Here is a 25538-nt window from a genome sequence, read left to right as displayed (position 1 = left end):
ACACCCGGTCCCATTCCGAACCCGGTAGTTAAGCCCTTCTGCGCCGATGGTACTGCACTGGTTACGGTGTGGGAGAGTAGGTCGCCGCCGAACTTAATTTGCCCTGCGGGTTGAGCGCCACAAGCGCTCCCCGCAGGGCTTTTTCTTGTCAATCACCGGTCCGGCCAGCGGAAAGGTGATGTGGCTGGCCAGTCAGCGCCCCTGGCTTTGAGGATGAGGAACTTCGCGCTGCTGTGCCTAGTCCAGCCTCGCACCGCGGTTCCGGTGCAAGCCGAATCCATCCACTGTGCAACGCCGGCTGCCAGCACCTTCCATATCGGAACCGACTGGTACGAGAACCTGGAGTTCGACAACCACACCCTCTAGCTCTCCAATCTGAGCCGTCGGCCGCGTCGAGGAATACCGGCTAAACGGCACCCACATGCCGTCCGCGTCCCCGGATCCGTCAGGGCCTAGGCGGGCTCTACGTCAACTTCGGCAACGACAGCCCAGATGCCCGCGACCACCGTCCGGCGTGCTCCGCCTGACCCCGTAACCAACAGGTCTAGGGAGGCGGCGATTTCCCTGCGCTCAGCGAACGGTGCCGAGTTCTACGCACGAGGCCACCTCTACGTAGCCGACCCGTTCGTCGGCCTGGTTGAGTTCGACCGCTGTGGCACCTTCGTTCGCCGAATCGACCTGCCCCACGCCAACGGCGTGGCCACGATCGGCAACACCGTCTTCACCACCATGATCTTCGACCCGAAGTCCCCAGTCGTCCGCATCGACGGCACTCGCCAGACCCGGATCGAACTGGGTGACAACAGAGATCCCGACGACCTCACCGTCGGTCCAGACGGCAAGCGCTACGTCACCAATATTGCCAACGGCGAAATCCTCAAGGTCGACCCATGGACCGGCACCCGCCGCACCCTGGCTCACCGGCCTCAAGAACCCAACGGCCGCCCGCTTTCAACTGGGCACCCGCAGGCTGTACGTCACCCAGGTCTCAGACGCGGTCCTGAAGGTCCGCCTCTAGAACAGTCGATCTGCCAACCTGGCAACTGACTGCGCATCGCAGTCGAGCAGCAACTCGCGCAAGTTCGCCGCGGCCTTGCGATCTGAGTACGCGTACCTCAGTTTGGCGATCTTCGCGCCCCACCGGACGTCGTCGTCGACCGCGTCTGCCAGTTCCAGCCACCCACCGCGCAGTCGATGGAGGTAGGCGGGCCACCGCACTGCGATCTCGGCGACGGCGACCAGGTGACACGCCTGCTCGACGTTGGCGGAGCCCAAGACCCGCAGGTAGAACTGCCAGACGTTGAGCAGCCGCTTCTCCTCGCGAACCGACTGCTCAGGCTGTTCCTTCAGCCGGCGGCGTAGGTGCTCACGCACCTCGGCGTTTCGTTCGATCGCGATCACTTCCGCCGGCGCGGGTTCAGTCACGCCCGTTGCCGCTGCCTTGAGGTTTGGGAACGTTGTCCCGGTGCCCCTGCGCACCTCTTGCCGCTCCATGTGCACCTCGCCGAGCTGCGAGTTCAGCAGGCGGTCGACGTTGTCGGCCGTGGCTGGCGGTAGCCGAACGGGGAGCTGGACGAGTTTACGCAGGAACGTCCACCCAGGACTGGGATCGTCGGCGTGTGCGACGACTTTCGCGTCAGCGAGGTCCTTGTAAGCGTGGTCAACGTGTGACGCGACCACGGCGGTGTCGAGTCCCAGTACGAACCGGGTGGAGGGGAACTCGTCCGACAGGAAGACGTTGATCGCTTCGAACACCTGCGCCGTCGTTCGCGGGGTGCACCGGTCAAGGTCGTCGATCACCACCACGGGCTGGTAACCCACTGCGGCGGCGTCCTTCAGCAGCTCCGCCACGTCGTGCTGCACGAGGTAGAGGTAGCCCGAGCGAGCGTGGTAGTACGGGTCGCGGATCGAGGGATCCAGTGTCGTGTCAGGGAAGGTGTTGCTCATCACCGGAACGGCGAAGAGCTCGCCGGGCAGAAATGCCGATGCCCGGCTGAAGAAGAACCTCCACGCGCTTTGGGCTGCGCCGAACAGACCGATCCCCACCGCTGGAACCCACGCCCACCAGAGGTTGAGCTTCACGAGCTGTCCGAGCAGGGCGACCCCCAAACCCAGGGCAGCCACCGACAACGCGGGTGAGTAGATCCGCTTCCGCAGTTGCCGCTGGAGGTGTCTACGGTCCACGCGGTGCGCGTTGCGCTCGAACCAATAGCGCTCACGGGTGTTCGCATCGGGCATGATCGCTGTCTCGACGGCCTCGGCCACCGACTTCGCCAGCCCGGCCCAGATTTGCTCGCTCGACTGGTGTTGCCACGGGTTGAACGAGACGACCAGTGGTTTGATGAGCTTCCTGGGCTCGTGAACTCGCTGCGGTGGCCGGGACAACACGCGATTGGCGCCGGACACCGTGAGCTTTCGACCGGGTCTCGCCTCGGAAGGAGGCGTGCCGAGTTCCTTCTTAACGAACTCCAGCACCGTGCTCTTGCCTGATCCCCACGCCCCGTCGACGGTGATCACCGTCGGACCGTCGCCCTCACCAGGCCGCAGCGCGTCGGCCAGTGTGGAAACCAGCTGGCCACGGCCGAGCAGGTCTTCGGTAGCGACGCGGTCGCTGAACCCGCGCGTCGACACAGGTCCGGTGATACTCGACGATCCAACTACGTCGGTCTTCCACACAGTCAGCAATCCGTCGGAGCCTCCGGCTGCGACCTGCAGGAGCCCATCCCCGCCGCTGAAGCTGAGCAAAGAGGTGACCGGGCTTCCCGGTGCGGCCATCCGGACGGGGAGACCCGTACGGACGTTCCACAGCCGGATCGTGCCATCCGAGCTTCCTGAAGCGAGCAGCTGTTCATCGCGAGATGTTGGGAACACGGTCAAAGCGGTGACCGCCCCTGTGTGGCCCATGAGCTGGGTCGGCCTTGAGTGGCTGTAGAACCAATCAGCGAGTTCGGCGAGATCGACGACGCCTGTCTTCATGCGGATCTCACGGAGTCGTCGGTCGATATTCCGGGTCTTCACGCCAAGGACGTTGTATCCAAGATTGAGGCGCTCCTGTTTCGAAAGCGGTGACCCCTCAGTCTGGTCCTGGAGGTACACCGAGATGTCTGGATCGCCTGTCGAGAGTGCCACAGCAAGCGTGTCACCCAGCCACATCACGGCCGGTGCTGCGGCTTGCCAAGTCTGCCGATCGGGCCCGACGTAGTCCGCGCCGCCGTCCGCGTGCACCACGCGGACGTGCCCGCCTTTGAGCGTGATCTTGAGGAGAGGATTCGCCGGCTGGTCGGAGTTGACCTCCATCGAAGTGATCGGGCGGTCGAGCCCGAGCCGGAGCTGTTGCACCATGCGCGGTACGTCATCAATCGAGACAGCGGAGCTCACGCCTGAAAGTACCGGGTTTCGTTTCCGGCAGGTTTCTGTCCGGTCGGACTAGTGCGAAATCGGCCTGAACAGGGTGAAGATGTGGACCATGGAACGCCGAGCCCGCACCTCAGGACTGCGCCGCAGCCGCACGGTCACCACGCCGAGGCTCGGTGAGCTGTTCAACGGCTATCTCAATCCGGAACGGCCGCATGCCGGCGCCTACGACGAGATGTTCTCCACGGACAACGGGGTGCGGAGTGCTTACCGCGCCCTGTACGAGTCGGTGGCTCCGTCGCAGGTCAACGAGCTGAACGCGCGCTCTGAGGCGTTGGGGCGGGCCTTTGTCGACCAAGGGATCACGTTCTCGCTCAGTGGGCAGGAACGGCCGTTTCCGCTCGATCTGATTCCCCGGATCATCACCGCGAGTGAGTGGTCGAAGCTCGAGAGAGGCATCGTTCAGCGGGTTCGGGCGATGGAGATGTTCCTCGCGGACATCTATGGCGACGCGCAGATCGTTCGGGATGGAGTGTTGCCTCGGCGTCTCATTACGAGCTGCGAGCACTTCCATCGGGAGGCGGCCGGCATCAGTCCGCCCAACGGGGTGCGCATCCACGTGTCGGGTGTGGACCTGGTGCGGGACGAGCAGGGGACGTTCCGGGTTCTTGAAGACAATCTGCGGTGTCCTAGTGGCGTTTCGTACGTCATGGAGAACCGGCGCACTATGGCGCGGGTGTTCCCCGATCTGTTCGCACGGCATCGCGTGCGCGCGGTGGGTGACTACGCGGTGCATCTGCTCAGGGCGTTGAGGAATGCTGCTGCGCCTAACGCGGCGGATCCAAACGTTGTTGTGCTGACGCCTGGTCTTGGGAACAGCGCCTACTTCGAGCACTCGTTGCTCGCGCGGCAGATGGGTGTGGAGTTGGTCGAGGGGCGGGATCTGTTCTGCCGCGACAACTTCGTTTACCTCCGCACGACCGAGGGGGAGCGGCAGGTCGACGTCATCTATCGGCGCATCGACGACGACTTCCTCGATCCCGTGCACTTCCGGCCCGACTCGGTGCTGGGCATCGCCGGGCTGTTGAACGCGGCTCGGGCGGGCAACGTCGTCGTCGCCAACGCCGTGGGCAACGGGGTGGCGGACGACAAGCTCGTCTACACGTACATGCCGGAGATCGTGAAGTACTACCTCCAAGAGAAGCCGTTGCTGCCGAACGTCGACACGTTCCGGTGCTGGTTGTCCGAGGAGCGGGCGCACGTGTTCGACCGCATCGACGAGCTGGTCGTGAAGCCCGTCGAGGGGTCTGGCGGGTACGGGATCGTGTTCGGGCCGGACGCGACGGTCCGGGAGCTGAACTCGCTGCGGAAGCGGATCAAGAGCAACCCGCGCGGGTGGATCGCGCAGCCCGTGGTGCAGCTGAGCACCGTGCCCACCAAGGTGGGGGACGGGCTGGCGCCGCGGCACGTCGACCTGCGGCCGTTCGCGGTGAACGACGGCAACTTCATCTTCGTGTTGCCCGGCGGGCTCACCCGCGTGGCGTTGCCGGAGGGGAGTCTCATCGTGAACTCCTCGCAGGGCGGCGGTTCCAAGGACACCTGGGTGCTCGCGGCGAAGTCGTCGAACCAGGAACAGGAGCTCGCGCAGCCCGGGCTGGCCGGGCCGGGCGAGATGGAGGCCGCTGCCGCCGAGCAGGGGCCGGAGCTGTCCACTTCCCAGCAACAGCAACAACAGCAGCAGTAGGGAGGCGCGCGAAATGCTGGCACGCAACGCGGAGTCGCTGTACTGGATCGGCCGGTACGTCGAACGGGCCGACGACACGGCGCGCATTCTGGACGTCTCGGTCCACCAGCTGCTGGAGGACGCGACCGTCGACCCGGACGCCACGTCGCGGCAGTTGCTGACGGTTCTGGGCATCAAGCCGCCGGTCGGGGCCGCCCAGTTCGACGTGTGGTCGCTCACGGAACTGGTGGCGTACAACAAGGACAACCCCGCTTCGATCGTGTCGTCGGTCAACAGCGCGCGCGAGAACACGCGTGGTGCTCGTGAGGTCGTGTCGACCGAAATGTGGGAGTGCCTCAACGCGATGTGGAACGCCGTCGCGGAACGGGAGACCTACGCGCGCACGATGGGGCCGCACGCGTTCTTCAGCTTTGTCGAGGAACGGGCCGCGATGTTCGCGGGCCTGGCCGACTCCACGATGTCACGGGACGACGGGTGGCGTTTCCTCGTGCTGGGACGGTCTGTCGAACGCGTCGACATGATCGTGCGGCTGCTGTTGGCACGTGTGGGAGACAAGGCGTCTTCACCTGGCTGGGTCACGGTTCTGCGGTCGGCCGGTGCGCACGACACGTATCTGAGGACTTACCGCGGCGCGTTGGACGCGTCGAGAGTGGTGCAGTTCCTGTTGCTGGACAGGCTGTTCCCGCGGTCGGTGTTCCACGCGCTGAGGCAGGCCGAGTCCTGTTTGGAGCAGCTGGAGAACCAGCCGTCGGTACGGGTGGGAGCACGGGCGGAGGCCCTTCGGTTGCTCGGCCAGGCGCGGAGTGAGCTGGAGTTCCTGCGGCCGCATGATCTGCTGGACGACCTGCCGAAACGGCTGGCGGTGTTGCAGAAGACGGTCCGTGATGTCGGCGAAGCCGTGTCGCTGCAGTACTTCCACGTGGCTCCATGGGTCGCCTGGACGAACACCGAGGTGGGCTGACCATGAGCTGGCGAGTGCGTGTCGTGCACACGACGGGCTACCAGTACGACGCACCTGTTTCGCAGTCGTACAACGAAGCGCGCCTGACACCGCGCGGTGACCGCCGTCAGAACGTGGTGGTGTCACGCGTCGAGACGAACCCTGCCACGCGTGCGTACCGGTACACGGACTACTGGGGCACGGAGGTCACGTCGTTCGACCTCCACGCGCCGCACACGGAACTCAAGGTCGTCGCGTCGTCGGTGGTGGAGACGAGCGCGGAGATCGAACCGGTGACCACGGGCACGTGGAGCGACATGCGCGAGGACAACCTCGTGGACCGCTACACGGAGTTCCTCGAACCCACGCGCTACACGCCCCGAAACCGCGAACTCCTGGCGGTGGCACGGGACCTCAAGAAGGGGCTGACGCCGTCGGACGCGGTGCTGGCGGCCTCGCAGTGGGTGTGGGAGCAGCTGAAGTACCAGCCGGGGTCGACCGGCGTGCACAGTTCGGCCGTGGACGCGTGGCAGGAGAAGAAGGGCGTCTGCCAGGACTTCGCGCACCTGACGTTGGTGTTGTTGCGGGGCATGGGGATTCCGGCGCGCTATGTGTCCGGATACCTGCACACGAAGAAGGACGGCGCGCCGCGAGAGACGGTGCGCGGCGAGTCGCACGCGTGGATCGAGGCGTGGACCGGCGGGTGGTGGGGATACGACCCCACGAACGCGATGCCGGTCGGGCCACGGCACGTGTGGGTGGCGCTCGGGCGCGACTACGCGGATGTGGCGCCGTTGAAGGGGATCTACTCGGGTAGCGCGGCGACCGCGTTGGAGGTGACGGTCGAGATCACGCGCCTTGCCTAGGACGTTTTCACCCGAATGAGCACCTTCTTTGGACCCGCTACAAACCCTAGCTTCGGCCTATGACTGTGATCACATCCACTGCGTACAGCCGGGATCTCGGGGACGAACTGCGTCGGTTGCGGGAGACCTGCACCGATCTGGGTGGCCGCGCCATGGCCATCCGGCTCGGCTGGGATCCGAGCAAGATGTCCACCATCGAGCACGGCAAGGCCCGCGCGAGCGAGATCGACCTCGTGCAGTTCCTGACCGCGTGCGGCAAGGACGCCGACTACTTCGAGGAGTTCCGGCGGCGCTACGCGAAGGCCTTCGACGAGTACATCGTGCAGGTGCCGGACAACACGCGGACGATGGCCCTGGCCGAGGCGACCGCCAAGACGATCACCAGTTACGACCCGCGGTCCGTGCCCGGTCTCTCACAGACGCCGGAGTACGCCGACGCCCTGTACCGGCTGGGCGGCTTCATCGCGGAGGAACGAATCCCGACGATCGTGCAGTTCCGCATCGAACGCCAGGCGATCCTGCGACGACACGATCGGCCGACTTGTCTGTTCTACGTCCACGAGCTCGCGCTGCGGCAGCAGGTCGGGACCGACCAGATCATGGAAGACCAGTGCGCGAAGCTCTTGTTCGGCGCGCCTGAGATCCGGATCGTGCCGGCGCACGTCGTGGTTCCGTCGTCGGGCTGCGTGCTCTGGGAGTACGAGAAGGCGTACCCGGTCGCCTTCGGTGAGACCGACCTCGCGAAGGTGTTCGTGCAGGATCCAGGAGCCATCGCGCGCACCAGGCTGCTCTTCAACCACCTGGATGAGGTCGCGCTGGATGCGGAACAATCGCGGAGCAAGCTGGCGGAGTACGTCAGCCCACCGCGAGAGGAATTCGATGGCCGAGGACCGCGCTTGGCGTAAGAGCAGCTACAGCGATGCGACCGAGGACGGGAACTGCGTCGAGGTCTCGATCGCTCGGGACGTACTTGTTCGTGACTCCAAGAACGCCGACGCGGGCACGCTGATGTTCAGCGCACCCGCGTGGCGTGCGTTCGTTCAGCGCCAGCCGTGACGTTCGCGTAGGGCGTCCACGACCTGGCCGAAGGCGGCGGGTGCCAGCACGGCACCCTCACGCCGGATGTCGTCGTCCGAGTCCAGGGCGAAGACGCGGTCGAGGCGCAGGTAGGAAGGCCTGCCCTCGCGGTCCCAGGCGCCGGCGCCCAGTTCCAGGTAGTCGTCGCGCGGCTCCTTCGAGGAGAGCATCAGCGCCACGAGGTCGGTGCCCGCGTGGCCCACGACCAGCAGCGGGCGGTCCTTGCCGCGGTTGGCGTCTTCCTCGAAGGGCACCCACGCCCACACGACCTCGCCCGGGTCGGCGTCGCCGTCCATCGTGGGCGAGTAGTCCAGCTTGGCGGCCTGTGCCGCGTCGAAAACCTCACGGACCGCGCCCTTCGCCGGGCGGGGGTCTTCACCGTTCGTCTGCACGGACGCACCCTAGTGGTGCAGGGCACAGGGGCCTCTATGGGACCATAAGGGGACACCCGTCCGATTTCCTGTTGAGGACTGCCTTGACCTCGTTCGCCGACACGACCTTCACGCCGCCGGAGCTCATCCGGAACTTCTGCATCATCGCGCACATCGACCACGGCAAGTCGACGCTGGCCGACCGCATGCTGCAGCTCACCGGCGTGGTCGACGCGCGGGCGATGCGGGCGCAGTACCTCGACCGCATGGACATCGAGCGTGAGCGCGGCATCACCATCAAGGCGCAGAACGTGCGCCTGCCGTGGCAGCTCGACGGGCAGGACCACGTCCTGCACATGATCGACACGCCTGGCCACGTCGACTTCACCTACGAGGTGTCCCGCGCACTGGAGGCCTGTGAGGGCGCCGTGCTGCTGGTCGACGCCGCGCAGGGCATCGAGGCGCAGACGCTGGCGAACCTGTACCTGGCGATGGAGAACGACCTCACCATCATCCCGGTGCTGAACAAGATCGACCTGCCCGCCGCGGACCCGGACAAGTACGCGAAGGAGATCGCGCACATCACCGGCTGCGAGCCGGACGAGGTGCTGCGCGTCTCCGCGAAGACCGGTCTCGGCGTCGGCGCGCTGCTCGACGAGGTCGTGAAGAAGGTGCCGGCCCCCGTCGGCAGCGACGACGCCCCGGCCCGCGCGATGATCTTCGACTCGGTCTACGACACCTACCGCGGTGTCGTCACCTACATCCGCGTGGTCGACGGCAAGATCACGCCGCGCGAGCGCATCAAGATGATGTCGACGGGCGCGACCCACGAGATCCTCGAGGTCGGCATCGTCTCGCCGGAGCCCAAGCCGTCCCAGGGCCTCGGCGTCGGCGAGGTGGGTTACCTCATCACCGGCGTGAAGGACGTGCGCCAGTCCAAGGTCGGCGACACCGTCACGTCGGAGCGCAAGGGCGCCACGGAGCCGCTGGCCGGCTACCGCGAGCCCCGTCCGATGGTCTACTCCGGCCTGTACCCGGTCGACGGCTCGGACTACCCGGAGCTGCGCGAGGCGCTGGACAAGCTCCAGCTCAACGACGCCGCGCTCACCTACGAGCCGGAGACCTCCGCCGCGCTGGGCTTCGGCTTCCGCTGCGGCTTCCTCGGCCTGCTGCACCTCGAGATCACCCGCGACCGCCTGGAGCGCGAGTACGGTCTCGACCTCATCTCCACCGCGCCGAACGTCGTGTATCGCGTGGTGATGGAGGACGGTTCGGAGATCGTCGTGACGAACCCGTCCGACTGGCCTGAGGGCAAGCGCGCCGAGGTCTACGAGCCCATCACCAAGTGCACCATCATCGCGCCGTCCGACTACATCGGCCCGATCATGGAACTCTGCCAGTCCAAGCGCGGCCAGCTCGGCGGCATGGACTACCTGTCGGAGGAGCGCGTCGAGCTGCGCTACACGATGCCGCTCGGCGAGATCATCTTCGACTTCTTCGACTCGCTGAAGTCGCGCACCCGCGGTTACGCGTCGCTGGACTACGAAGAGTCCGGCGAGCAGGACGCGGAGCTCGTCAAGGTCGACATCCTGCTGCAGGGTGAGACGGTCGACGCGTTCAGCGCGATCGTGCACAAGGACTACGCCTACGCGTACGGCACGCGCATGGCGACCCGTCTGCGTGAGCTCATCCCCAGGCAGCAGTTCGAGGTGCCGATCCAGGCCGCGATCGGTGCCCGCGTGATCGCCCGCGAGACGATCCGCGCCATCCGCAAGGACGTGCTGGCCAAGTGCTACGGCGGTGACATCACCCGTAAGCGCAAGCTGCTCGAGAAGCAGAAGGAAGGCAAGAAGCGCATGAAGATGGTCGGCCGCGTCGAGGTGCCCCAGGAGGCCTTCGTCGCCGCGCTGTCCACTGACGAGCCGAAGGGCAAGAAGTAGGTCTCGTCATCCGGTGGGCTCTATGAGCGCGACGACTCGTTCTTCGTCGCGCGAGTAGGGCCCACCGATGTACTTCTGGGCGATCGCGTCGATGATCTCCCACGCCGCGTCGCCGTCGAGCCACTCCACGACCCGGCCGCGCAGGATGACGGGCTGGAACGGGTTGTCCGGCGGTGTCAGGGAGATCGCCACGCGCGGATCGCGGCGCAGGTTGCGGGCCTTCTGCGAACCAGGGCCGGTGAGGATCACGATGTGGTCGCCGTGCGTGCCGATCCACAGCGGCACGGAGTGAGGCGCGCCGTCGGGCAGCAGCGTGGCGAGGTGGGCGATCGGGGTGCCGTCGAGCACCGTGCGGACGTCCGCGTTCATCGCTGCACCTCGTAACGGAGGTGGGTCACGCCGGGGGCCGGGGTGGCGTCGATCAGGGTGAGGCGCACGTGCTTCGGCAGTTCCTGGAAGAACGGGCGGCCGCCGCCCAGCAGGATCGGCACCTGGTGCAGCACGACCTCGTCGACCAGTCCCGCCTGGAGCGCCGCGTTCAGCACGCCGCCGCCCATCAGGCCGACGTCCTTGCCGTCAGCGAGTTCCAGGGCCTTGGCGATCGCGTCCTCGATGGACGTGGCCGGCGTCTGGCGTTCCGTGAGGTCCGCGGAGCGGTGGGAGAGCAGGACGAGGTGCGCGTTCGAGTGCGGGCTGCAGCCGCCGAAGCTCTCGGAGTCGTCGAAGGTGTTGCGGCCGGCGACCACGGCGCCTACTCGTCCGGCGTGGAAGTCGAAGATCTTCGCGCTCTGCTCGCTCAGCTTGAAGCCGCCGAACTCCTGGCTCTCCACCGTGCCGTCGAAGTACCAGTCGAACAGCATGCCGCCGTCGCCGAGGCCCTGACCCGGACGGGGGTCGTGGCCGGTGATGTAGCCGTCGACCGACACCGAGTGGGCGCTGATCACCTTGCTCATCTCGTGCTCCTTTGAGTTCCTTTAAGAGACTCCAAGACCGTAGCAGACGTGAGTTCCTTAAGGGAACCCTGACTTGCTAGAGTTGAAGCATGCAGCGGACGAGCTTCAGTGGGATGGCGTGTTCGATCGCGCGCACGCTCGACGTCATCGGGGAGCCCTGGTCGCCGCTGATCCTGCGCGACGTGTGGGTCGGGATGAACCGGTTCGAGCAGCTCCAGGCCGACCTCGGGATCTCCCGCAAGGTGCTGACCGAGCGACTGAATCACCTTGTGGAGCAAGGGGTTCTGGAACGCCGTCCGTACGACCAGCGGCCGCGCTACGAGTACGTGCTGACGGTCAAGGGCACTGAACTGATCGACCTGCTCATGGTCATGAAGGGCTGGGGCGACCGGTGGCTCGCGGGCGAGGCGGGGCCGCCGGTGCTCTACCGGCACCACGCGTGCGGGGAGATCGCGGACGTCGAACTGCGGTGCGACCACTGCGGTGAGCCGATGCGGGCCGGCGACGTCGACCTGCTGCCCGGTCCTGGCGTTGCCGGATCAGCAACGTAGTTTGCCAATGTGGCACGGTCGGGAGCATCGTCGAAGCATGACGACCGCACAGGAGTTCTGGGAGACCTTCTACTCGGAGCGGGACCAGGTCTGGTCCGGCAAGCCGAATCCGTTGCTGGTGCGGGAGGTCGAACGGCTCACGCCCGGCAGCGCGCTCGACATCGGGTGCGCGGAAGGTGGTGACGCCGTCTGGCTCGCGAAGAGGGGCTGGCGGGTGCTGGGCGTCGACGTGTCGCAGGTCGCGCTGGACCGGGCGCTCAAGCACGCGTACGACGCCGGCGTCGAGATCTCGGTGGAGCAGCACGATCTCAAGGCCACGTTTCCCGACGGCCTGTACGACCTGGTGAGCGCGCAGTTCCTGCACTCGCCGGTCGAGGAGGACGGGGAGCGCAACAGCATCCTGAAGCGGGCCTCGAACGCGGTGGCTCCAGGCGGGCACCTGATCGTCGGCGGGCACGCGGCGGCGCCGTCGTGGTCCGAGCACCAGGACTACTACTTCCCGACGACGAAGGACGTTCTCGATCACCTGAAGCTCAAGGACAACTGGATCATCATCACCGACGAGGTGGTGGAACGGCCGCTCGTCGGCCCGGAGGGCCAGCAGGAGACGCGCAAGGACAACGTCCTGACCCTCAAGAGGTTGTTCTAGAAACGCGAAGGCCACCCTCGGCAACGTTGCCGGGGTGGCCCTGAATTGAACTCGTCAGGCGGACCGCAGAAGGCGGTCCATCGCCTGCCGGTTGATGATCGAACGGAGCTCGCCGGTCTCCTCCGCGCTGTGGCGCGACAGGATGGCGTCCAGTTCGAGCCGGTCGCTCTCGGTGGTGTAGCTGGCCAACTGCCGTTCGAGGCTCCGGCGTGAGTACCGAGCTTCACGGCGCGAGGCCAGGCTCGAACGCAGGGACTTCACGGACAGGTCGTGGCGGGTCATCGTGTCCTTCCAATCTTGGTTACGTTTCGATAATACACCCTGTTCAAGCGACCTGTACCGATGAAGAAGCGAGTTAGCTCACGTACTCCGCGAGCAACCCCAGGGCCCGCGCGTACTTGGCCTTCAAACGATCTTGCGTGGCGTCGTCCAGGCGGGCCATCCGGGCGGGGGAGAGGTTGTCGCCGATGTCCGCGCGCTTCACGGAGAGTGCCAACGGGTTCGCGGCGACGCGGCGGAGGTAGTCCTCCTGCGGCTCCTCCGGGAGGTGCGACAGGGCCACGACGGCGTCGACCACGACCCCGGGGCAGCCGCGCGCGAGCAAGTCCGAAGCCGTCACCGGGGTGTCCTCGATGACGTCGTGCAGGACCGCGGCCATCTGCTCGTGCTCGCCGGTCATCGCCGCCATGACCCGCAACGGGTGTCCGATGTACGGCCGGCCCGACTTGTCGACCTGGCCGTCGTGGGCGGCGGTGGCGATCGTGATGGCGTCTTCGAGGGTGAACACGCCCCTCAAGCTAAACCAGGTCTTGACCAAACGCAGTGGTCTAGTCCATTTTTAGTCCACTCACAACATGGCCGCCGCATGATGTGTGGAGGTGGACCATGTCCAAGACCAGACGAGCAGCTATAGCGCTGCTTTCTGCGCTGTTCGCTTGTGCCGGTCTGGTGTTGGTGATCAACGGAAGCGCTGCCGCCGCGAACCTCGCGGCCAACAGCGGCTTCGAGGCCGGCAACCTGAGCGGCTGGACCTGCACCGAGGGCACGAGCGTCACCAGCGGCACGAAGCGCACCGGCACGTACGCCCTGCAGGGCGCACCGGTCGGGCAGAGCAACGCGCGGTGCCAGCAAACCGTTTCGGTGCAACCGAACACGGCCTACAAGCTGTCCGCGTGGGTGCAGGGCAGCTACGTCTACCTCGGCGTCACCGGTGGCGTGGAGAAGAACACCTGGACGCCCGGCACGAGCGGCTTCTCGCAGCTGACCGTCGACTTCACCACCGGCAGCGCCACCAGCGTCACGATCTACCTGCACGGCTGGTACGGCCAGCCCGCGTACTTCGCCGACGACGTCAACCTCGACGGCCCCGGCACGCCGCCGACGACCACGAGCACCACGACGTCGACCACCACCACTACTACGACGACTACCACCACCACGACCAGCAACCCGCCGAACACCGGTCTGCCCAAGCACGTCCTGACGGGCTACTGGCAGAACTTCTACAACGGTGCGCGCGCTCTGAAGCTCGCGGACGTCCCCACCACTTACGACATCATCGCGGTCTCGTTCGCCGACGCCACGGCGGTGCAGGGTCAGGTCGCGTTCAACCTCGACCCCGGACTGAGCAGCCAGCTGGGCGGCTACACCGACGCGCAGTTCCGCGCGGACATCAAGACCGTGCAGAACCGCGGCCAGAAGGTGATCATCTCCGTCGGCGGTGAGAAGGGCACGATCAGCGTCGGCAACTCGACGGCGGCGACGAACTTCTCCAACAGCGTCAAGAGCCTGATCTCCACCTACGGCTTCAACGGCGTCGACATCGACCTGGAGAACGGCGTCAACGCCACCTACATGGGTCAGGCGCTGCGCAGCATCGCCGCCGGTGGAGGCAGCGTCATCACCATGGCGCCGCAGACGATCGACATGCAGAACGTCAACTCCGAGTACTTCAAGCTGGCGCTGGCCACCAAGGACATCCTGACCATCGTCAACATGCAGTACTACAACTCCGGCTCGATGCTCGGCTGCGACCAGCAGGTCTACAGCCAGGGCACGGTCAACTTCCTGACCGCGCTCGCGTGCATCCAGTTGCAGAGCGGCCTGCGCGCCGACCAGGTGGGTCTCGGCCTGCCGGCGTCGCCGTCCGGTGCCGGTGGCGGGTACCAGTCGCCGTCCAACGTCAACAACGCGCTCAGCTGTCTCGCCCGCGGCACCAGCTGCGGGACGTTCAAGCCGAGCACGACCTGGCCGTCCATCCGCGGCGCCATGACGTGGTCGATCAACTGGGACGCCTCGAACAACTGGCAGTTCGCGAACACCGTGGCCCCTCATCTGGACTCCCTGCCCTAGATGATGGAACCGTCGGTGCCACGTCCACAGTGGACGTGGCACCGACGTCCGTTCGGAGCAGTCCTTGCGTCATCAAGGACACAGGGCTTCACCAGGCATTTGTCGGCCGATCCAACTAGGTTGTCTTCCATGTTCCACACGCTGGCCGTGCCTGTGATCGCCGCGCCGATGGCAGGTGGCCCCTCCACCCCCGAACTGGTCGCCGCGGTGAACGAGGCAGGCGGGTTCGGGTTCCTCGCGGCCGGGTACGTCACCGTCGAGCAGCTCGCGGAGAAGATCACACGCACGAGCGAGCTCACCACGAAGCCGTTCGGGGTCAACCTCTTCGTGCCCGGTACGAGGCCGACCAGCGACATCTCGTCCTACGTGCGCCGTGTCACGGCCTGTGCCGAGAAGGTCGGCGCCGCGCCCGGCGATCCCCGCTGGGACGACGACAACTACGCGGCGAAGCTCGAACTCGTGCTGGCGCTGCGGGTTCCGGTGGTGTCGTTCACCTTCGGCCTGCCCGACGCCGACGACGTCCAGCGGCTCAAGGCGGCGGGCTCCACGATCGTCGTGACGGTCACCACCCCGAGCGAGGCGCGGCAGGCCAGGCAGATCGGCGCCGACGTCCTGTGCGTGCAGGGTTCGGACGCGGGCGGCCACCGCGGCACGTTCGCCGACGACGGAATTTCGCCCGGCGGCGGCGAGCTGTACGGCACCCTCGCGGCGATCAGGCTGGTGAAGAGCACCGTGGACCTGCCGGTGATCGCGACCGGTGGTCTCGTCAGCGGCGCCGACGTCGCCGCCGTGCTGGCCGCGGGTGCGGTCGCGGCGCAGCTCGGCACCGCGTTCCTCGGCTGCCCGGAGGCGGGAACCAATGCGACGCAACGGGAAGCGCTCGCCGAAGGAGCCCGGCGCACCGCGCTCACGCGGGCGTTCAGCGGACGGCCCGCCCGTGGGCTCGTGAACCGGTTCCTGATCGAACACAGCCCGCACGCGCCCGCCGCGTACCCGAACGTCCACCACCTCACGAGGCCGGTGCGCGCGACCGGTGAAGTGGAGGTCATGTCGCTGTGGGCGGGCACCACGTACCCGCTCGCGACGGCCGAACCGGCGGGCGCGATCGTGCGGCGAATCGGCGCGGAGCTGACCGAAACGATCAAATCCCTGGCCCAGCGGTTCCCGCGCGGCTAAGAAGGAGAGCGTGACCTCGCTCTCCGATGAGATGTTCCAGGCGATGATGGACTGGAACCCGCTGTTCGCCACGCTCGTCGGGGTGCCGGGCTGGGACGACCGGCTCGAAGACCTCAGCGTCGACGGCCACCGGGCGATGCGTTCCCGGCTGACCGGCATCCTCGAGCGCCTCGACGGAAGTGGTGAGGATCCGGTCGCGCGGGACGTGATCCGGCACCAGGCCGAGTCGATCATCACCGGCATCGACGCACGGCTGGTCGAGCACTCGGTGTCCAGGGGGACCAACGCGCCGGTCGCCGGCCTGCTCAGGGCGACCTCGCACCTCGACTTCTCGCGGCGGCGGCATCTCGTTCCCGGCTTCCTCGGCCAGGCCGCGGACCGGTTGGCCGACACGGACCGCAGGCCGTTGCGCCGGCACGTGGAGAACGGCGCGGCCTACGTCGAACGGTTCCTCGCCTCGCCGCGCCAGGAGTGGGAGGGCGACGCGGACCTGCGCCCGGCGTTCGCCCGGTACCGCGAGGTCCTGCTGGGCCTGCCGGGACGGGTCGACGAGCAGGCAGGCCTCTGCTGGCTGCCCGACGGCGAGGAGAACTACCGCAAGCTCGTCCGCGACTACACGACCGCCTCCTACAGCCCCGCCGAACTGCACCGGCTCGGCCTCGACCTGATCGCCGGACTGCACGAGGAGTACGCGAAGATCGGTTCGCGGGTGTGGGGCATCTCCGACGTCGCGGAGATCTTCCGGCGGTTGCGCACGGACCTGTTGTGGGACAACGAGGACGAGATGCTCGTCAGCGCGGTCGACGCCGTCACGCGGGCCGAGGCCGAGGCACCGAACTGGTTCGGGCGACTGCCGAAGGCGCGGTGCGAGGTCCGGTTCGTGCCGGAGGTGGACCGCCCCAACGCCGCGTTCGCGTACTACGAGGACGCGGCACTCGACGGGTCGCGTCCCGGCACGTACTTCGTGAACCCGTTGAACGCCACCGGCCGCAGCCGCACGGTGTCCGAGGTGACGGCGTTCCACGAAGCCGTTCCCGGCCACCACTTCCAGCTCTCGATCGCCGCCGAGACCGAACTGTCGAACGTGCGCAAGTTCGCGTTCATCGACTCCTACATCGAGGGCTGGGGCCTCTACACCGAGCGCCTGGCCGACGAGATGGGCCTGTACTCGTCGGACGAGGCACGCCTGGGCATGCTGGGCCTCGACGCGATGCGCGCCGGCCGGCTGGTGGTCGACACGGGCCTGCACGCGCTCGGCTGGCCCCGGCAGCAGGCCATCGACTACCTGAGCGAGAACACCGCGATGGACGCCGCGGAGATCTCGTCCGAGGTCGACCGGTACATCGAGGCGCCGGGGCAGGCGCTCGCGTACATGGTGGGGCGGCTGGAGATCCAGCGGGTGCGCGAGGAGGCCCGGTCCGCGATGGGGGATAGGTTCGACATCAGGGCGTTCCACGACCTCGTCCTGGAGAACGGCATCGTTCCGTTGCCCACGCTCGGCAAACTCGTCTCCAACTGGTCCAGGAGGGCCTGATGTCGCTCGCTGATGAGATGTTCCAGGCGTCCATGGACCACTCGCCGCTGTCGGCCACGATGCTGGGGGTGGCGGGCTGGGAGGACAAGCTCGAGGACCTGAGCACGGACGGCGAGCAGGTGATCAGGGACCGGGTCTCCCGGCTCCTGGACGAGGCAGAGACGGACGACACCGAGGACCCCGTCACGCTCGCGGTCATCAAGCAACAGGGCCAGGCGATCGTCGACCGCATCGACGCCAGGCTGGTCGAGCACACCGTCGCGACCATGAGCGCGCCGGTGAACAGCCTGCTCATGGTCTCGTCGAAGCTGGACGTGTCCCAGCGCCTCGACCAGTTCCCGCGCTACATCGAGCAGGCGGCTCAGAGGCTGCGCGAGTCCGACCGCAGGCCGCTGAGCCGTCATCTGCGGACCGGTGTGCAGCGCATGGAGGGCTTCCTGGCCCTGCCGGTGCAGGAGTGGGAAGGCGCGCACTCGGCACAGATCCGCACCGCCGTCGCCGGGTTCCGCGACGTGCTGGCGTCGATCGGGGACGGCCGTCGCGACGACAGGGCCGGGCTCTGCTGGCTTCCCGGGGGCGAGCGGAACTACGCGAACCTGGTCCGCACCTACACCACGACCTCCCGCAGGCCCAGCGAGTTGCACCGGCTGGGGCTCGACATCATCGCGGCGCTGCGCGAGGAGTACGCGGAGATCGGCTCGCGGTTGTGGGGCACCAGGGACGTGCCGGAGATCTTCCACCGGCTGCGCACGGAAATGCTGTGGGACAGCGAAGAGCAGATGATCGAGAACGCCGTCGAGGCGATCGCCCGCGCGGAGGCCGAGGCGCCGAAGTGGTTCGGCCGCATGCCGAGCGTCGGCTGTCAGGTGCGCGCCGTGCCCGAGGAGGAGCAGAGCACGTCGGCCATCGCCTTCTACCAGCCCGCGCCGGCCGACCGCAGCCGTCCCGGCACCTACTGGCTGAACCCGTTGGGCGCCACCGAACGCAGCCGCACGCTGTCCGAGGTGACGGCGTTCCACGAGGCCGTTCCCGGCCACCACTACCAGTTCTCGATCGCCTCCGAGACGGAACTGCCCAACATGCGCAAGTACGCGTTCATCGAGGCGTACCTGGAGGGCTGGGGCCTCTACACCGAGCGCCTCGCCGACGAGATGGGCCTGTACTCGTCCGACGAGCAGCGCCTCGGCATGCTCGGGCTCGACGCGATGCGCGCCGGGCGGCTCGTGGTGGACACCGGCATCCACGCGTTCGGCTGGTCGCGGCAGTACGCCGTCGACTACCTGCGGGAGAACACGGTCATGACCGAGCCCGAGATCGACTCCGAGATCGACAGGTACATCGAGACGCCGGGGCAGGCCCTCGCGTACATGGTGGGGCGCCTGGAGATCCAGCGCGTGCGGGCGGAGGCCGAGACGAAGATGGGCGACCGGTTCGACGTCAAGGCGTTCCACGACCTGGTGGTGGGGAGCGGCGCGGTGCCGCTCTCCACCCTCGACCAGATCGTCACGGCTTGGGCTGACGCTCCATGACGGAGTGCTTGCGCGAGTAGGCGAAGTAGATGATCAGGCCGATCACGAACCAGATCGCGAACCGCAGCCAGGTCTCCGGGTTGAGGAACGTGATCAGCCAGAGCGAGAAGATCACGCCGATGATCGGCACCACGGGCATGCCCGGCGTCCTGAACGAGCGCGGGAGGTCGGGCTGCTTGTAGCGCAACACGATCACGGCGACGCAGACGACGACGAACGCCAGCAGGATGCCGATGTTGGTGAGCTCGGCGGCCTCCGCGATCGGCAGGAACCCGGCGATGAGCGCCGAGGCGATGCCCAGCACCCAGGTGATGCGCGTCGGAGCGTGCTTCACCGGGTGCGTCTTCGCGAACCACGGGGGCAGCAGGCCGTCGCGGCTCATCGAGTAGCCGACGCGGGCCGCGCCCATCATGAACGTGAAGAGCACCGTCGTGATGCCGAGGATCGCGCCGACGCTGATGATGATGCCCAGCGCGGGCAGGCCGACGTCGGCGAACGCCGTGGCGAACGCGGACTCCGCGTCGATGTCCTTGTAGTTCACCATTCCCGTGAGCACCAGGCAGGCCAGCACGTACAGCACCATCGACACCGCGAGCGAGTAGATGATCGCCTTCGGCATGTGCTTCTGGGAGTCCTTCGACTCCTCGGCCGCCGTCGACATGGCGTCGTAGCCGAACACGGCGAAGAACACCGTCGCCGCACCCGTGAGCGCGCCCGAGATGCCGAACGGGAAGAACGGGTTGTAGTTCTCCGTGTTGATGTGGAACGCGCCGACGATGACGACCAGCGCCACCACCGCGACCTTCAGGTACACCAACGTCGTCTCGAACCGCGCCGCGTTCTTCATGCCCGTGTTCAGCACGTACGCGATCAGCAGACACAGCAGCACCGCGAACAGGTTGACCTTGTAACTGCCCGCGGCGACGTCACCGGTCTCCGTGCCCGGCGCGCCCAGCATCCACTGCGGTAGATGGATGTTCAGCAACGACAGCAGTTCGGTGAAGTAGCCCGAGATGCCGATCGCCACCACCGCCACGATCGCGGTGTACTCCAGCAGCAGGTCCCAGCCGATGAACCAGCCGACGATCTCGCCGAGCACCGCGTAGCCGTAGGTGTAGGCGCTGCCGGCCTTCGGGATCATGCCCGCGAACTCCGCGTACGAGAACGCCGCCGCCGCGCTCGCGATACCCGCGACGAGGAACGAGATCAGCACCGCCGGTCCGGCCGTCTTGTTCGCGACGGCGCCCGCGAGCGAGAAGATGCCGGCGCCGATGATGCCGCCGATGCCGATCGCGGTGAGCTGCCACAGGCCCAGTGTTCTGGTGAGCCCGTCGCCTTTGTCCTCAGCGATCTGGTCTATGGGCTTGCGCCTGAAAACGCCCTGCGTGGTCATGAGGACCACTGTCACGCGGTTCGTTCCCGCCTGCTCGGCAGAAGGGCGTTTTCAGGCTGATTGCCCAGTTTTACGGGCGGGTGAAGACGATCTTGCCCGCGGTGTCGCCGTCGAGCATCGCCTGCAGGCCCTGCTCGGCGTCCTCGAACTTCAGCTCGGCGCCGATCTGCGGCCTGAGGTCGTTGAGGGCGCAGAACCGGATCAGGTCGCCCAGTTCCTCGCGCGTGCCCATGGTCGAGCCGACCACGCGCAGCTGCAGGAAGAAGAGCCGCTGGAGCTCGGCCGCGGAGGCGTCGCCGGACGTCGCGCCGGAGATCACCACGATGCCGCCGGGCTTCAACGCCTTCATCGAGTGCGACCAGGTGGCCTTGCCGACGGTCTCGAACACCGCGTCGACCCGTTCGGGCAGCCTGGCGCCGGACTCGAACGTCTGGTGGGCGCCGAGGGAGGTCGCCAGTGCGCGCTTCTCCTCGCTGCGGCCCGTGACCCACACGCGGAACCCGGCGGCGCGGCCGAGCTGGATCAGCGCCGTCGACACACCGCCCGACGCGCCCTGCACGAGCATCGTCTGGCCGGGACGCAGGCCGGACTTCACGAACAGCATCCGGTACGCCGTCAGCCACGCCGTGCCCATGCAGGCGGCCTCGGCGAACGAGAGGCCCGCGGGCTTGGGCAGCGCGTTGCTGGCCGGCACCGTGACGTAGTCGGCGAACGTGCCCTGGTGCTTCTCGGTGAGCAGCGTGCGCTTCGGGTCGAGCGTCTCGTCGCCGGACCAGTTCGGGTCGCCGATGACGGAGTGCAGCACCACCTCGGTGCCGTCGTCGAGGACGCCGGCGCCGTCGCAGCCCAGGATCATCGGGAACTGCTCGGGCTTGATGCCGACCCCGCGCAACGTCCACAGGTCGTGCATGTTGAGGCTGGCCGCCTTGACCGCGACGCGCACCCACCCGGCGGGGACCTCGGGCTCGGGGCGCTCGCCCACGCGAAGCGAGGCCAGCGGGTTCTCAGGACTGGGTTCTGCTGCGTATACGGCGAACATGGTTCGCAACATACCCACCTGGATCGTGGCCAAATGCCGTGACACGGGTCACGGGACTACGCTCGGGGGCGTGGATTGGCTGGTGCAGTGGTGGGACGGTGTCGAGCTGTGGGTCGTGCAGCTGCCCGTCGCCGTGCAGTTCCCCGTCGTGATGATCGTGGTGTTGCCGTTGTGCCTGGGCGTGGCGCGGCTGATCGACCGGGTCGCTGACTGGGGAGCGAACAACCCGGCGTCGGTCCCCGAGCCGGAGCCCGAGCCCGAAGCGGAGAAGATCGCAGCGTGAGTCCTGGTCGTCGCCTGACCGTCGCACTGGTCGGGCTCGTTGCCCTGGTCGTGGTCGGATGGTTCTTCAAGGACACCGCCTCGAACCCGTCGGCCCCGCCCGCGAGCAGCGCGCCGTCCGCGTCCCAGGGCGCCGTTCCCGGCGTGAAGTCGGGCCTGGACGTGCAGTCGCTGTCGAAGCTGCCCGCCGAGGCCGCGAAGACGTGGAAGCTGATCGAGGCCAAGGGGCCGTTCCCGTACCCGCGCAACGACGGCGTGACGTTCGAGAACCGCGAGAAGCGGCTGCCGCAGCAGAAGTCCGGGTACTACAAGGAGTACACCGTGCCGACGCCGAACAGTCCCGACCGCGGCGCGCGGCGGATCGTCACCGGGTCGGAAAAGGAAGTCTTCTACACCGGCGACCACTATTCGTCGTTCGTCGTCGTGGACGTGAGCAAATGAAACGGCACATTCTCGTTTCGGAAAAGTCCGCCGCGATCTCGGCCATTGCGCACGCGTTGGACTTCCCCGAGTGGTTCGGGCAGAACCTCGACGCCCTGTACGACAGCCTGACCGATCTCTCGTGGCTACCCGCAGGTGAGTACACGCTGGTCGTGCCCGCTGATCTGGACTCTTCCGTTTCGTCGGTGCTGCGTGACGCTGCGAAGCAGACCGCTGAATCAGGTGACCGAAAAGTGCGCGTGATTCGCACGGAACGGTGACTGGGGCTGCGGGTTTGGCGTCCGGAGTGGACAGTGCCATTCCATGGGAACGCAATTCCGTCGTCTGAGCTGTGCGCTCGGCGTCTTTGTGGTTGTAGGAGTGCTTTGTCCGGCGGTGTCGTTCGCCGGTGACCCCGACTGCTCGCAGGAGGGGCCTTTCACGCCGTTCGAGACGCTCGACGGCGACAACCCCGTGACCATGCAGAACGGCCGTGTGGTCGAACTGCGCGCGTCGAACAAGTCCAAGTGCGCGTGGGGGCGCATCTCGCACGGCACGCCGGGCGAGGAGATCTGGACCGACCGCAAGGACCCCTCGGCCAACGGGCACGAGGGGTTCCTCGGCTACACCAGGATCGACTCGGGTACCGCGAAGTACACCGACGCGTTCAAGAACGACGGCAAGCTGATGCGCGCGTGCGGGTCCTCGCAGGGCGTCATCGAGTGCACTGGCTGGTTCTAGCTCTCGGTCGGCACCCAGGACGGCTTGCGCTTCTCCCTGAACGCCGTGATGCCCTCTTGGCCCTCAGGTCCGCCGAAGTGCTGAGCTGACAGCTTGAGCATGTCCGCGAAGACCTCGCCGAGGTTCGTGGACCGCTCCTGCTGGAGCATCTCCTTGGTGGCCGCCAACGCGTTGGGGGCGCCGAGCGCGAGCATGTCCGTGTAGCGCCGGACCTCCGCGTCGACGTCGTCGGTCGCCGCGTTGAGCAGGCCGATCTCCACCGCGCGCCGGGCGTCGAACGTCTCGCCGGTCAGGAACAGCTCGTGGGCCTGGCGGGGGAGCAGCCGCGGCAGCACCGTCACCGAGATGACGGCCGGTACGACGCCGATCCGGACCTCGCTGAACGCGAACGTGGCGCTGTTGGCGGCGATGGAGATGTCGCAGGCCGCGACGATGCCGACGCCACCCGCGCGCGCCGGGCCGTTGAGCGCCGCGACGACCGGCTTCGGGCTGGTCCAGAGCTGTTCGAGGATCGCGGGGAACTCGTTGACGCCCTGGTCGCCCGCGCTCGCCCCGGCGGCCTCCTTGAGGTCCATGCCGGAACAGAACACGGAACCCGTGTGCGTCAGCACGACCACGCGCACGCCGTCGTCCTTTGCCGCTGTGCTCAGGTGCTCCTTGAGCTCCCGGCGCAGCTGTGAGGACAGCGCGTTGCGGTTGTGGGGGGAGTCCAGCGTGATCGTCGCGATGCCACGCTGCACCTCGTAGTGGACCAGCTCATCTGCCATGGCCCTGACCTTAGCCGCGGGGATGTTTGACAGGATGCTGTCACTTATGACAGTCTGCTGTCATGACACAGACGGTGTACCTCGTTCTGGCCGACAAGCTCGCCGACTGGGAGTACGGCCACGTGGCCGCGCAGGTGAGCCTGCAGCAGTTCCAGCAGCGGCCGGGGCGGTACGAGATCCGGACGGTCGGGCTGACCACGGACCCGATCCGCACTGTGGGCGGCGTGCGGATGCTGCCCGACGTCGCTCTGGAGGACGTGTCGCTGGACGACGCGGCGATGCTCGTGCTGCCGGGCGGCGACGGCTGGGAGACCGGTGAGCTGGCGGCGTTCGGGAAGCTCGCGCGGCGGTTCCGCGAGGCGGGCAAGCCGATCGCGGCGATCTGCGGAGCGACGGTCGCGCTGGCGGCCGAGGGGCTGCTGGACGACGTGGCGCACACGTCGAACTTTCTTGAGGGGCTTGGTTCCTACGGCGGCGCGGCGTTGTACCGCGAGGAACGCGTGGTGCGCGCTGACGGTGTGATCACGGCCGGTGGCGCCTCGGCTTTGGAGTTCGCGCGCGAGGTGCTGGCGGAGCTGGAGACGTTCTCGCCGGCCACGCTGGAGGCCTGGTACGAGTTCAACCGCGACGACACGCCGGCGGCGTTCGGGAAGCTGGTGGCCAGTGTCCACGAGTGAGACGGCGTCCAGGACTGAGTCAGGCGACGTGCTGACCGACGTCGTGATGAGGACCTTCCGTTTGTACGGGGCGTTTCTCGACGCGGCCGAGGTGATGACGAAGCCGGTGGGCCTGACCGCGGCGTGGTGGCAGGTGCTCGGCGCGGTGCTGCGCGAGCCGTTGTCCGTCTCCGGCATCGCGCGGGAGATGGGGCTGGCGCGGCAGTCCGTGCAGCGGATCGCGGACCTGTTGGTGGACAAGGGTTTGGCGGAGTACCTGCCGAACCCGGCGCATGCCCGCGCGAAGCTCGTCCAGCCCACTCCCGAGGGTTTCGCCGCCATCGAACGGTTGCGGGACGCGCAGTACGAGTGGGCGAACCGCGTCAGTGCGCAGGTCTCCGTGGAAGACCTGCGCACGACGCTCGCCACGATGACCGCGTTGGTCGCGGCTACTTCCTGATGCCCGGCAGGGGGTGGGGCATCGGGGTTTCTAGCCGATCGTGGTGGTGGTCAGCACGGGGCTGGGGTCCGGGTAGCCCTTCGCGGCGGCGTTGATCGGGAACCCGATCACCACGACGACGGCGGTGAAGGTGAGACCCGGGGCGTCGTAGCTGGTGCCGCCCAGCTTCGTGGTGATCGTCCCGGTGCCGCCGGCCTGCAGGTTGATCGTGACGGTCGGCAACTCGAAGTCGGCGCCGCCCTTGATCGGACCGGGCACGCTCAGCACGACGTCGTTGCCCGACAGGGCGACCGTCGGCGTGCCACCCAGCCCGGAACCGCCGGACAGCGAGGCGGACTGGAACTTCGAGTTGGCCGGAACCGGCAACCGGAGCGCGAGACCCTTGATCTCCCGCACCTGCCGGCCACCGGCCTCGGTGGGAATCTTGTTGGGCGCGGGGTCGATGGTGACCGCGACCGTGCCGCCGGGGGCGACGGTCGCGGGCGCCGACGAGTCGACGCCCTGGTCGAGCGTGAAGTCCGACGTCTGCCCGACGGCAGTCGCCCGGAGCTTGTAGGTGATCGTCTGCGGAGCGGCTGCTGACGCGTTGGTGGCGAACATCAGCATCGGTACCAGTGCGGCTGCGGCAATTCCGGCTAGCTTCATGGCCTCTCCCCGTTGAGTGGACGAGGGACACTTCCAGCACGCGGCGTAACCACCTGACTACTCATGAGTAGGTTTCACGTCAACAGTTCACACTTCACA

29 protein-coding genes and 1 rRNA gene are annotated in these 25538 nt (G+C 67.2%); 19 read left to right on the top strand and 11 right to left on the bottom strand.

All coding sequences use genetic code 11. From position 1 onward, the window contains the following. A 5S ribosomal RNA gene (gene rrf, locus ACH413_RS30610) occupies positions 1–93 on the top strand; the annotation flags it as partial. A 477-nt stretch (positions 94–570) separates the two neighbouring features. Here the strand turns inward: rrf and ACH413_RS30605 are convergent. Then, complete coding sequence (locus ACH413_RS30605) at positions 571–921, bottom strand: hypothetical protein (RefSeq protein WP_360041778.1); 351 nt, start codon at positions 919–921, stop codon at positions 571–573. A 93-nt stretch (positions 922–1014) separates the two neighbouring features. Further along, entirely contained in the window at positions 1015–3342 is a 2328-nt protein-coding gene (locus ACH413_RS30600) for a P-loop NTPase fold protein (protein ID WP_360041781.1), read from the bottom strand. A 124-nt stretch (positions 3343–3466) separates the two neighbouring features. Here ACH413_RS30600 and ACH413_RS30595 point away from each other — a divergent pair, with 124 nt between their 5' ends. From ACH413_RS30595 to ACH413_RS30575, 5 genes are read left to right on the top strand one after another with little or no spacing between them, the layout of a single operon-like run. Then, on the top strand, positions 3467–5098 hold the full coding sequence (locus ACH413_RS30595) for a circularly permuted type 2 ATP-grasp protein (protein ID WP_360041784.1): 1632 nt from the start codon (positions 3467–3469) through the stop codon (positions 5096–5098). A 13-nt stretch (positions 5099–5111) separates the two neighbouring features. Further along, a complete protein-coding gene (locus tag ACH413_RS30590; protein WP_360041787.1) occupies positions 5112–6059 on the top strand; it encodes an alpha-E domain-containing protein in 948 nt (315 codons plus the stop codon). Between the two features lie 2 nt (positions 6060–6061). Further along, positions 6062–6904 carry a transglutaminase family protein gene (locus ACH413_RS30585; protein ID WP_360041789.1) on the top strand — a complete coding sequence of 281 codons (843 nt, stop codon included), beginning with the start codon at positions 6062–6064 and terminating at the stop codon, positions 6902–6904. 59 nt (positions 6905–6963) lie between these two features. Next, complete coding sequence (locus ACH413_RS30580) at positions 6964–7809, top strand: helix-turn-helix transcriptional regulator (protein ID WP_360041791.1); 846 nt, start codon at positions 6964–6966, stop codon at positions 7807–7809. Next, positions 7784–7960: a DUF397 domain-containing protein gene (locus ACH413_RS30575; RefSeq protein WP_360041794.1), complete on the top strand. Its 177-nt coding sequence runs from the start codon at positions 7784–7786 to the stop codon at positions 7958–7960. The genes ACH413_RS30580 and ACH413_RS30575 overlap by 26 nt, the downstream gene beginning before the upstream one ends. Here ACH413_RS30575 and ACH413_RS30570 read toward each other — a convergent pair. Beyond that, positions 7945–8373: a type II toxin-antitoxin system PemK/MazF family toxin gene (locus ACH413_RS30570; protein WP_360041796.1), complete on the bottom strand. Its 429-nt coding sequence runs from the start codon at positions 8371–8373 to the stop codon at positions 7945–7947. The genes ACH413_RS30575 and ACH413_RS30570 overlap by 16 nt on opposite strands. Before the next feature lie 83 nt (positions 8374–8456). On the opposite strand from ACH413_RS30570, the gene lepA reads away from it, so the two are divergent. Beyond that, positions 8457–10292, top strand: coding sequence for a translation elongation factor 4 (lepA, locus tag ACH413_RS30565; protein ID WP_360042463.1), 1836 nt, complete (start codon positions 8457–8459; stop codon positions 10290–10292). A 6-nt stretch (positions 10293–10298) separates the two neighbouring features. Here lepA and ACH413_RS30560 read toward each other — a convergent pair whose 3' ends face one another. Together ACH413_RS30560 and ACH413_RS30555 are read right to left on the bottom strand one after the other, a co-directional pair. Continuing rightward, positions 10299–10661, bottom strand: coding sequence for a PPOX class F420-dependent oxidoreductase (locus ACH413_RS30560; RefSeq protein WP_360041799.1), 363 nt, complete (start codon positions 10659–10661; stop codon positions 10299–10301). Further along, positions 10658–11245 (bottom strand): dihydrofolate reductase family protein, encoded by a 588-nt coding sequence (locus tag ACH413_RS30555; RefSeq protein WP_360041802.1) that lies wholly within the window; start codon positions 11243–11245, stop codon positions 10658–10660. The genes ACH413_RS30560 and ACH413_RS30555 overlap by 4 nt, the downstream gene beginning before the upstream one ends. 89 nt (positions 11246–11334) lie before the next feature. Between ACH413_RS30555 and ACH413_RS30550 the strand changes: the two genes are divergently transcribed. Further along, entirely contained in the window at positions 11335–11796 is a 462-nt protein-coding gene (locus ACH413_RS30550) for a helix-turn-helix domain-containing protein (protein WP_360041804.1), read from the top strand. Positions 11797–11833: 37 nt separating this feature from the next. Beyond that, a complete protein-coding gene (locus ACH413_RS30545) occupies positions 11834–12445 on the top strand; it encodes a class I SAM-dependent methyltransferase (protein ID WP_360041807.1) in 612 nt (203 codons plus the stop codon). 54 nt (positions 12446–12499) lie between these two features. Here the strand turns inward: ACH413_RS30545 and ACH413_RS30540 are convergent, their stop codons facing one another. Then, positions 12500–12727 carry a hypothetical protein gene (locus ACH413_RS30540; protein ID WP_093600589.1) on the bottom strand — a complete coding sequence of 76 codons (228 nt, stop codon included), beginning with the start codon at positions 12725–12727 and terminating at the stop codon, positions 12500–12502. 73 nt (positions 12728–12800) lie between these two features. Continuing rightward, positions 12801–13232, bottom strand: a complete 432-nt coding sequence (locus ACH413_RS30535; protein WP_360041810.1) for a phosphohydrolase — start codon at positions 13230–13232, stop codon at positions 12801–12803. A gap of 98 nt (positions 13233–13330) precedes the next feature. Here ACH413_RS30535 and ACH413_RS30530 point away from each other — a divergent pair, with 98 nt between their 5' ends. From ACH413_RS30530 to ACH413_RS30515, 4 genes are all read left to right on the top strand, one after another. Then, positions 13331–14797 (top strand): glycosyl hydrolase family 18 protein, encoded by a 1467-nt coding sequence (locus ACH413_RS30530; protein WP_360041813.1) that lies wholly within the window; start codon positions 13331–13333, stop codon positions 14795–14797. 129 nt (positions 14798–14926) lie between these two features. Continuing rightward, positions 14927–15973, top strand: coding sequence for a nitronate monooxygenase (locus tag ACH413_RS30525; RefSeq protein ID WP_360041816.1), 1047 nt, complete (start codon positions 14927–14929; stop codon positions 15971–15973). A 10-nt stretch (positions 15974–15983) separates the two neighbouring features. Continuing rightward, complete coding sequence (locus ACH413_RS30520; RefSeq protein WP_360041819.1) at positions 15984–17507, top strand: DUF885 domain-containing protein; 1524 nt, start codon at positions 15984–15986, stop codon at positions 17505–17507. Next, entirely contained in the window at positions 17507–19036 is a 1530-nt protein-coding gene (locus ACH413_RS30515; protein WP_360041821.1) for a DUF885 domain-containing protein, read from the top strand. The genes ACH413_RS30520 and ACH413_RS30515 overlap by 1 nt, the downstream gene beginning before the upstream one ends. On the opposite strand, the gene ACH413_RS30510 is transcribed toward ACH413_RS30515, so the two are convergent. Together ACH413_RS30510 and ACH413_RS30505 are read right to left on the bottom strand one after the other, a co-directional pair. Continuing rightward, positions 19011–20429, bottom strand: coding sequence for an amino acid permease (locus ACH413_RS30510; RefSeq protein ID WP_360041824.1), 1419 nt, complete (start codon positions 20427–20429; stop codon positions 19011–19013). The genes ACH413_RS30515 and ACH413_RS30510 overlap by 26 nt on opposite strands. 70 nt (positions 20430–20499) lie before the next feature. After that, positions 20500–21468, bottom strand: a complete 969-nt coding sequence (locus tag ACH413_RS30505) for a zinc-binding dehydrogenase (protein ID WP_360041827.1) — start codon at positions 21466–21468, stop codon at positions 20500–20502. 70 nt (positions 21469–21538) lie between these two features. On the opposite strand from ACH413_RS30505, the gene ACH413_RS30500 reads away from it, so the two are divergent. The 4 genes from ACH413_RS30500 (at position 21539) to ACH413_RS30485 (ending at position 22911) form a co-directional block, all read left to right on the top strand. Then, positions 21539–21751, top strand: coding sequence for a hypothetical protein (locus tag ACH413_RS30500; RefSeq protein WP_360041829.1), 213 nt, complete (start codon positions 21539–21541; stop codon positions 21749–21751). Continuing rightward, the gene (locus tag ACH413_RS30495; protein ID WP_360041831.1) at positions 21748–22191 is read left to right on the top strand and encodes a ribonuclease domain-containing protein; all 444 of its coding nucleotides are present in this window, start codon (positions 21748–21750) and stop codon (positions 22189–22191) included. Before ACH413_RS30500 ends, ACH413_RS30495 begins: the two co-directional genes overlap by 4 nt. Then, a complete protein-coding gene (locus ACH413_RS30490) occupies positions 22188–22451 on the top strand; it encodes a barstar family protein (protein ID WP_360041833.1) in 264 nt (87 codons plus the stop codon). Before ACH413_RS30495 ends, ACH413_RS30490 begins: the two co-directional genes overlap by 4 nt. A 115-nt stretch (positions 22452–22566) precedes the next feature. After that, entirely contained in the window at positions 22567–22911 is a 345-nt protein-coding gene (locus tag ACH413_RS30485) for a hypothetical protein (RefSeq protein ID WP_360041836.1), read from the top strand. Here ACH413_RS30485 and ACH413_RS30480 read toward each other — a convergent pair. Further along, positions 22908–23678: an enoyl-CoA hydratase family protein gene (locus ACH413_RS30480; RefSeq protein ID WP_360041839.1), complete on the bottom strand. Its 771-nt coding sequence runs from the start codon at positions 23676–23678 to the stop codon at positions 22908–22910. The two genes, ACH413_RS30485 and ACH413_RS30480, sit on opposite strands and share 4 nt — an antisense overlap. A 62-nt stretch (positions 23679–23740) precedes the next feature. Between ACH413_RS30480 and ACH413_RS30475 the strand changes: the two genes are divergently transcribed. Together ACH413_RS30475 and ACH413_RS30470 are read left to right on the top strand one after the other, a co-directional pair. Then, positions 23741–24355, top strand: coding sequence for a DJ-1/PfpI family protein (locus ACH413_RS30475; RefSeq protein ID WP_360041842.1), 615 nt, complete (start codon positions 23741–23743; stop codon positions 24353–24355). Then, entirely contained in the window at positions 24342–24794 is a 453-nt protein-coding gene (locus ACH413_RS30470; protein ID WP_360041845.1) for a MarR family transcriptional regulator, read from the top strand. The genes ACH413_RS30475 and ACH413_RS30470 overlap by 14 nt, the downstream gene beginning before the upstream one ends. A gap of 30 nt (positions 24795–24824) precedes the next feature. Here ACH413_RS30470 and ACH413_RS30465 read toward each other — a convergent pair whose 3' ends face one another. Further along, complete coding sequence (locus ACH413_RS30465) at positions 24825–25439, bottom strand: cyclase (protein WP_360041848.1); 615 nt, start codon at positions 25437–25439, stop codon at positions 24825–24827. Positions 25440–25538 lie beyond the last annotated feature (99 nt).

Origin of the sequence: Lentzea sp. NPDC020367 (genome assembly GCF_044387305.1) — a bacterium.
In the GTDB taxonomy this organism is placed as follows: domain Bacteria; phylum Actinomycetota; class Actinomycetes; order Mycobacteriales; family Pseudonocardiaceae; genus Lentzea.
Note: the sequence above shows the minus strand (reverse complement) of the source record. Positions and strands in the feature narration are given on the sequence as shown.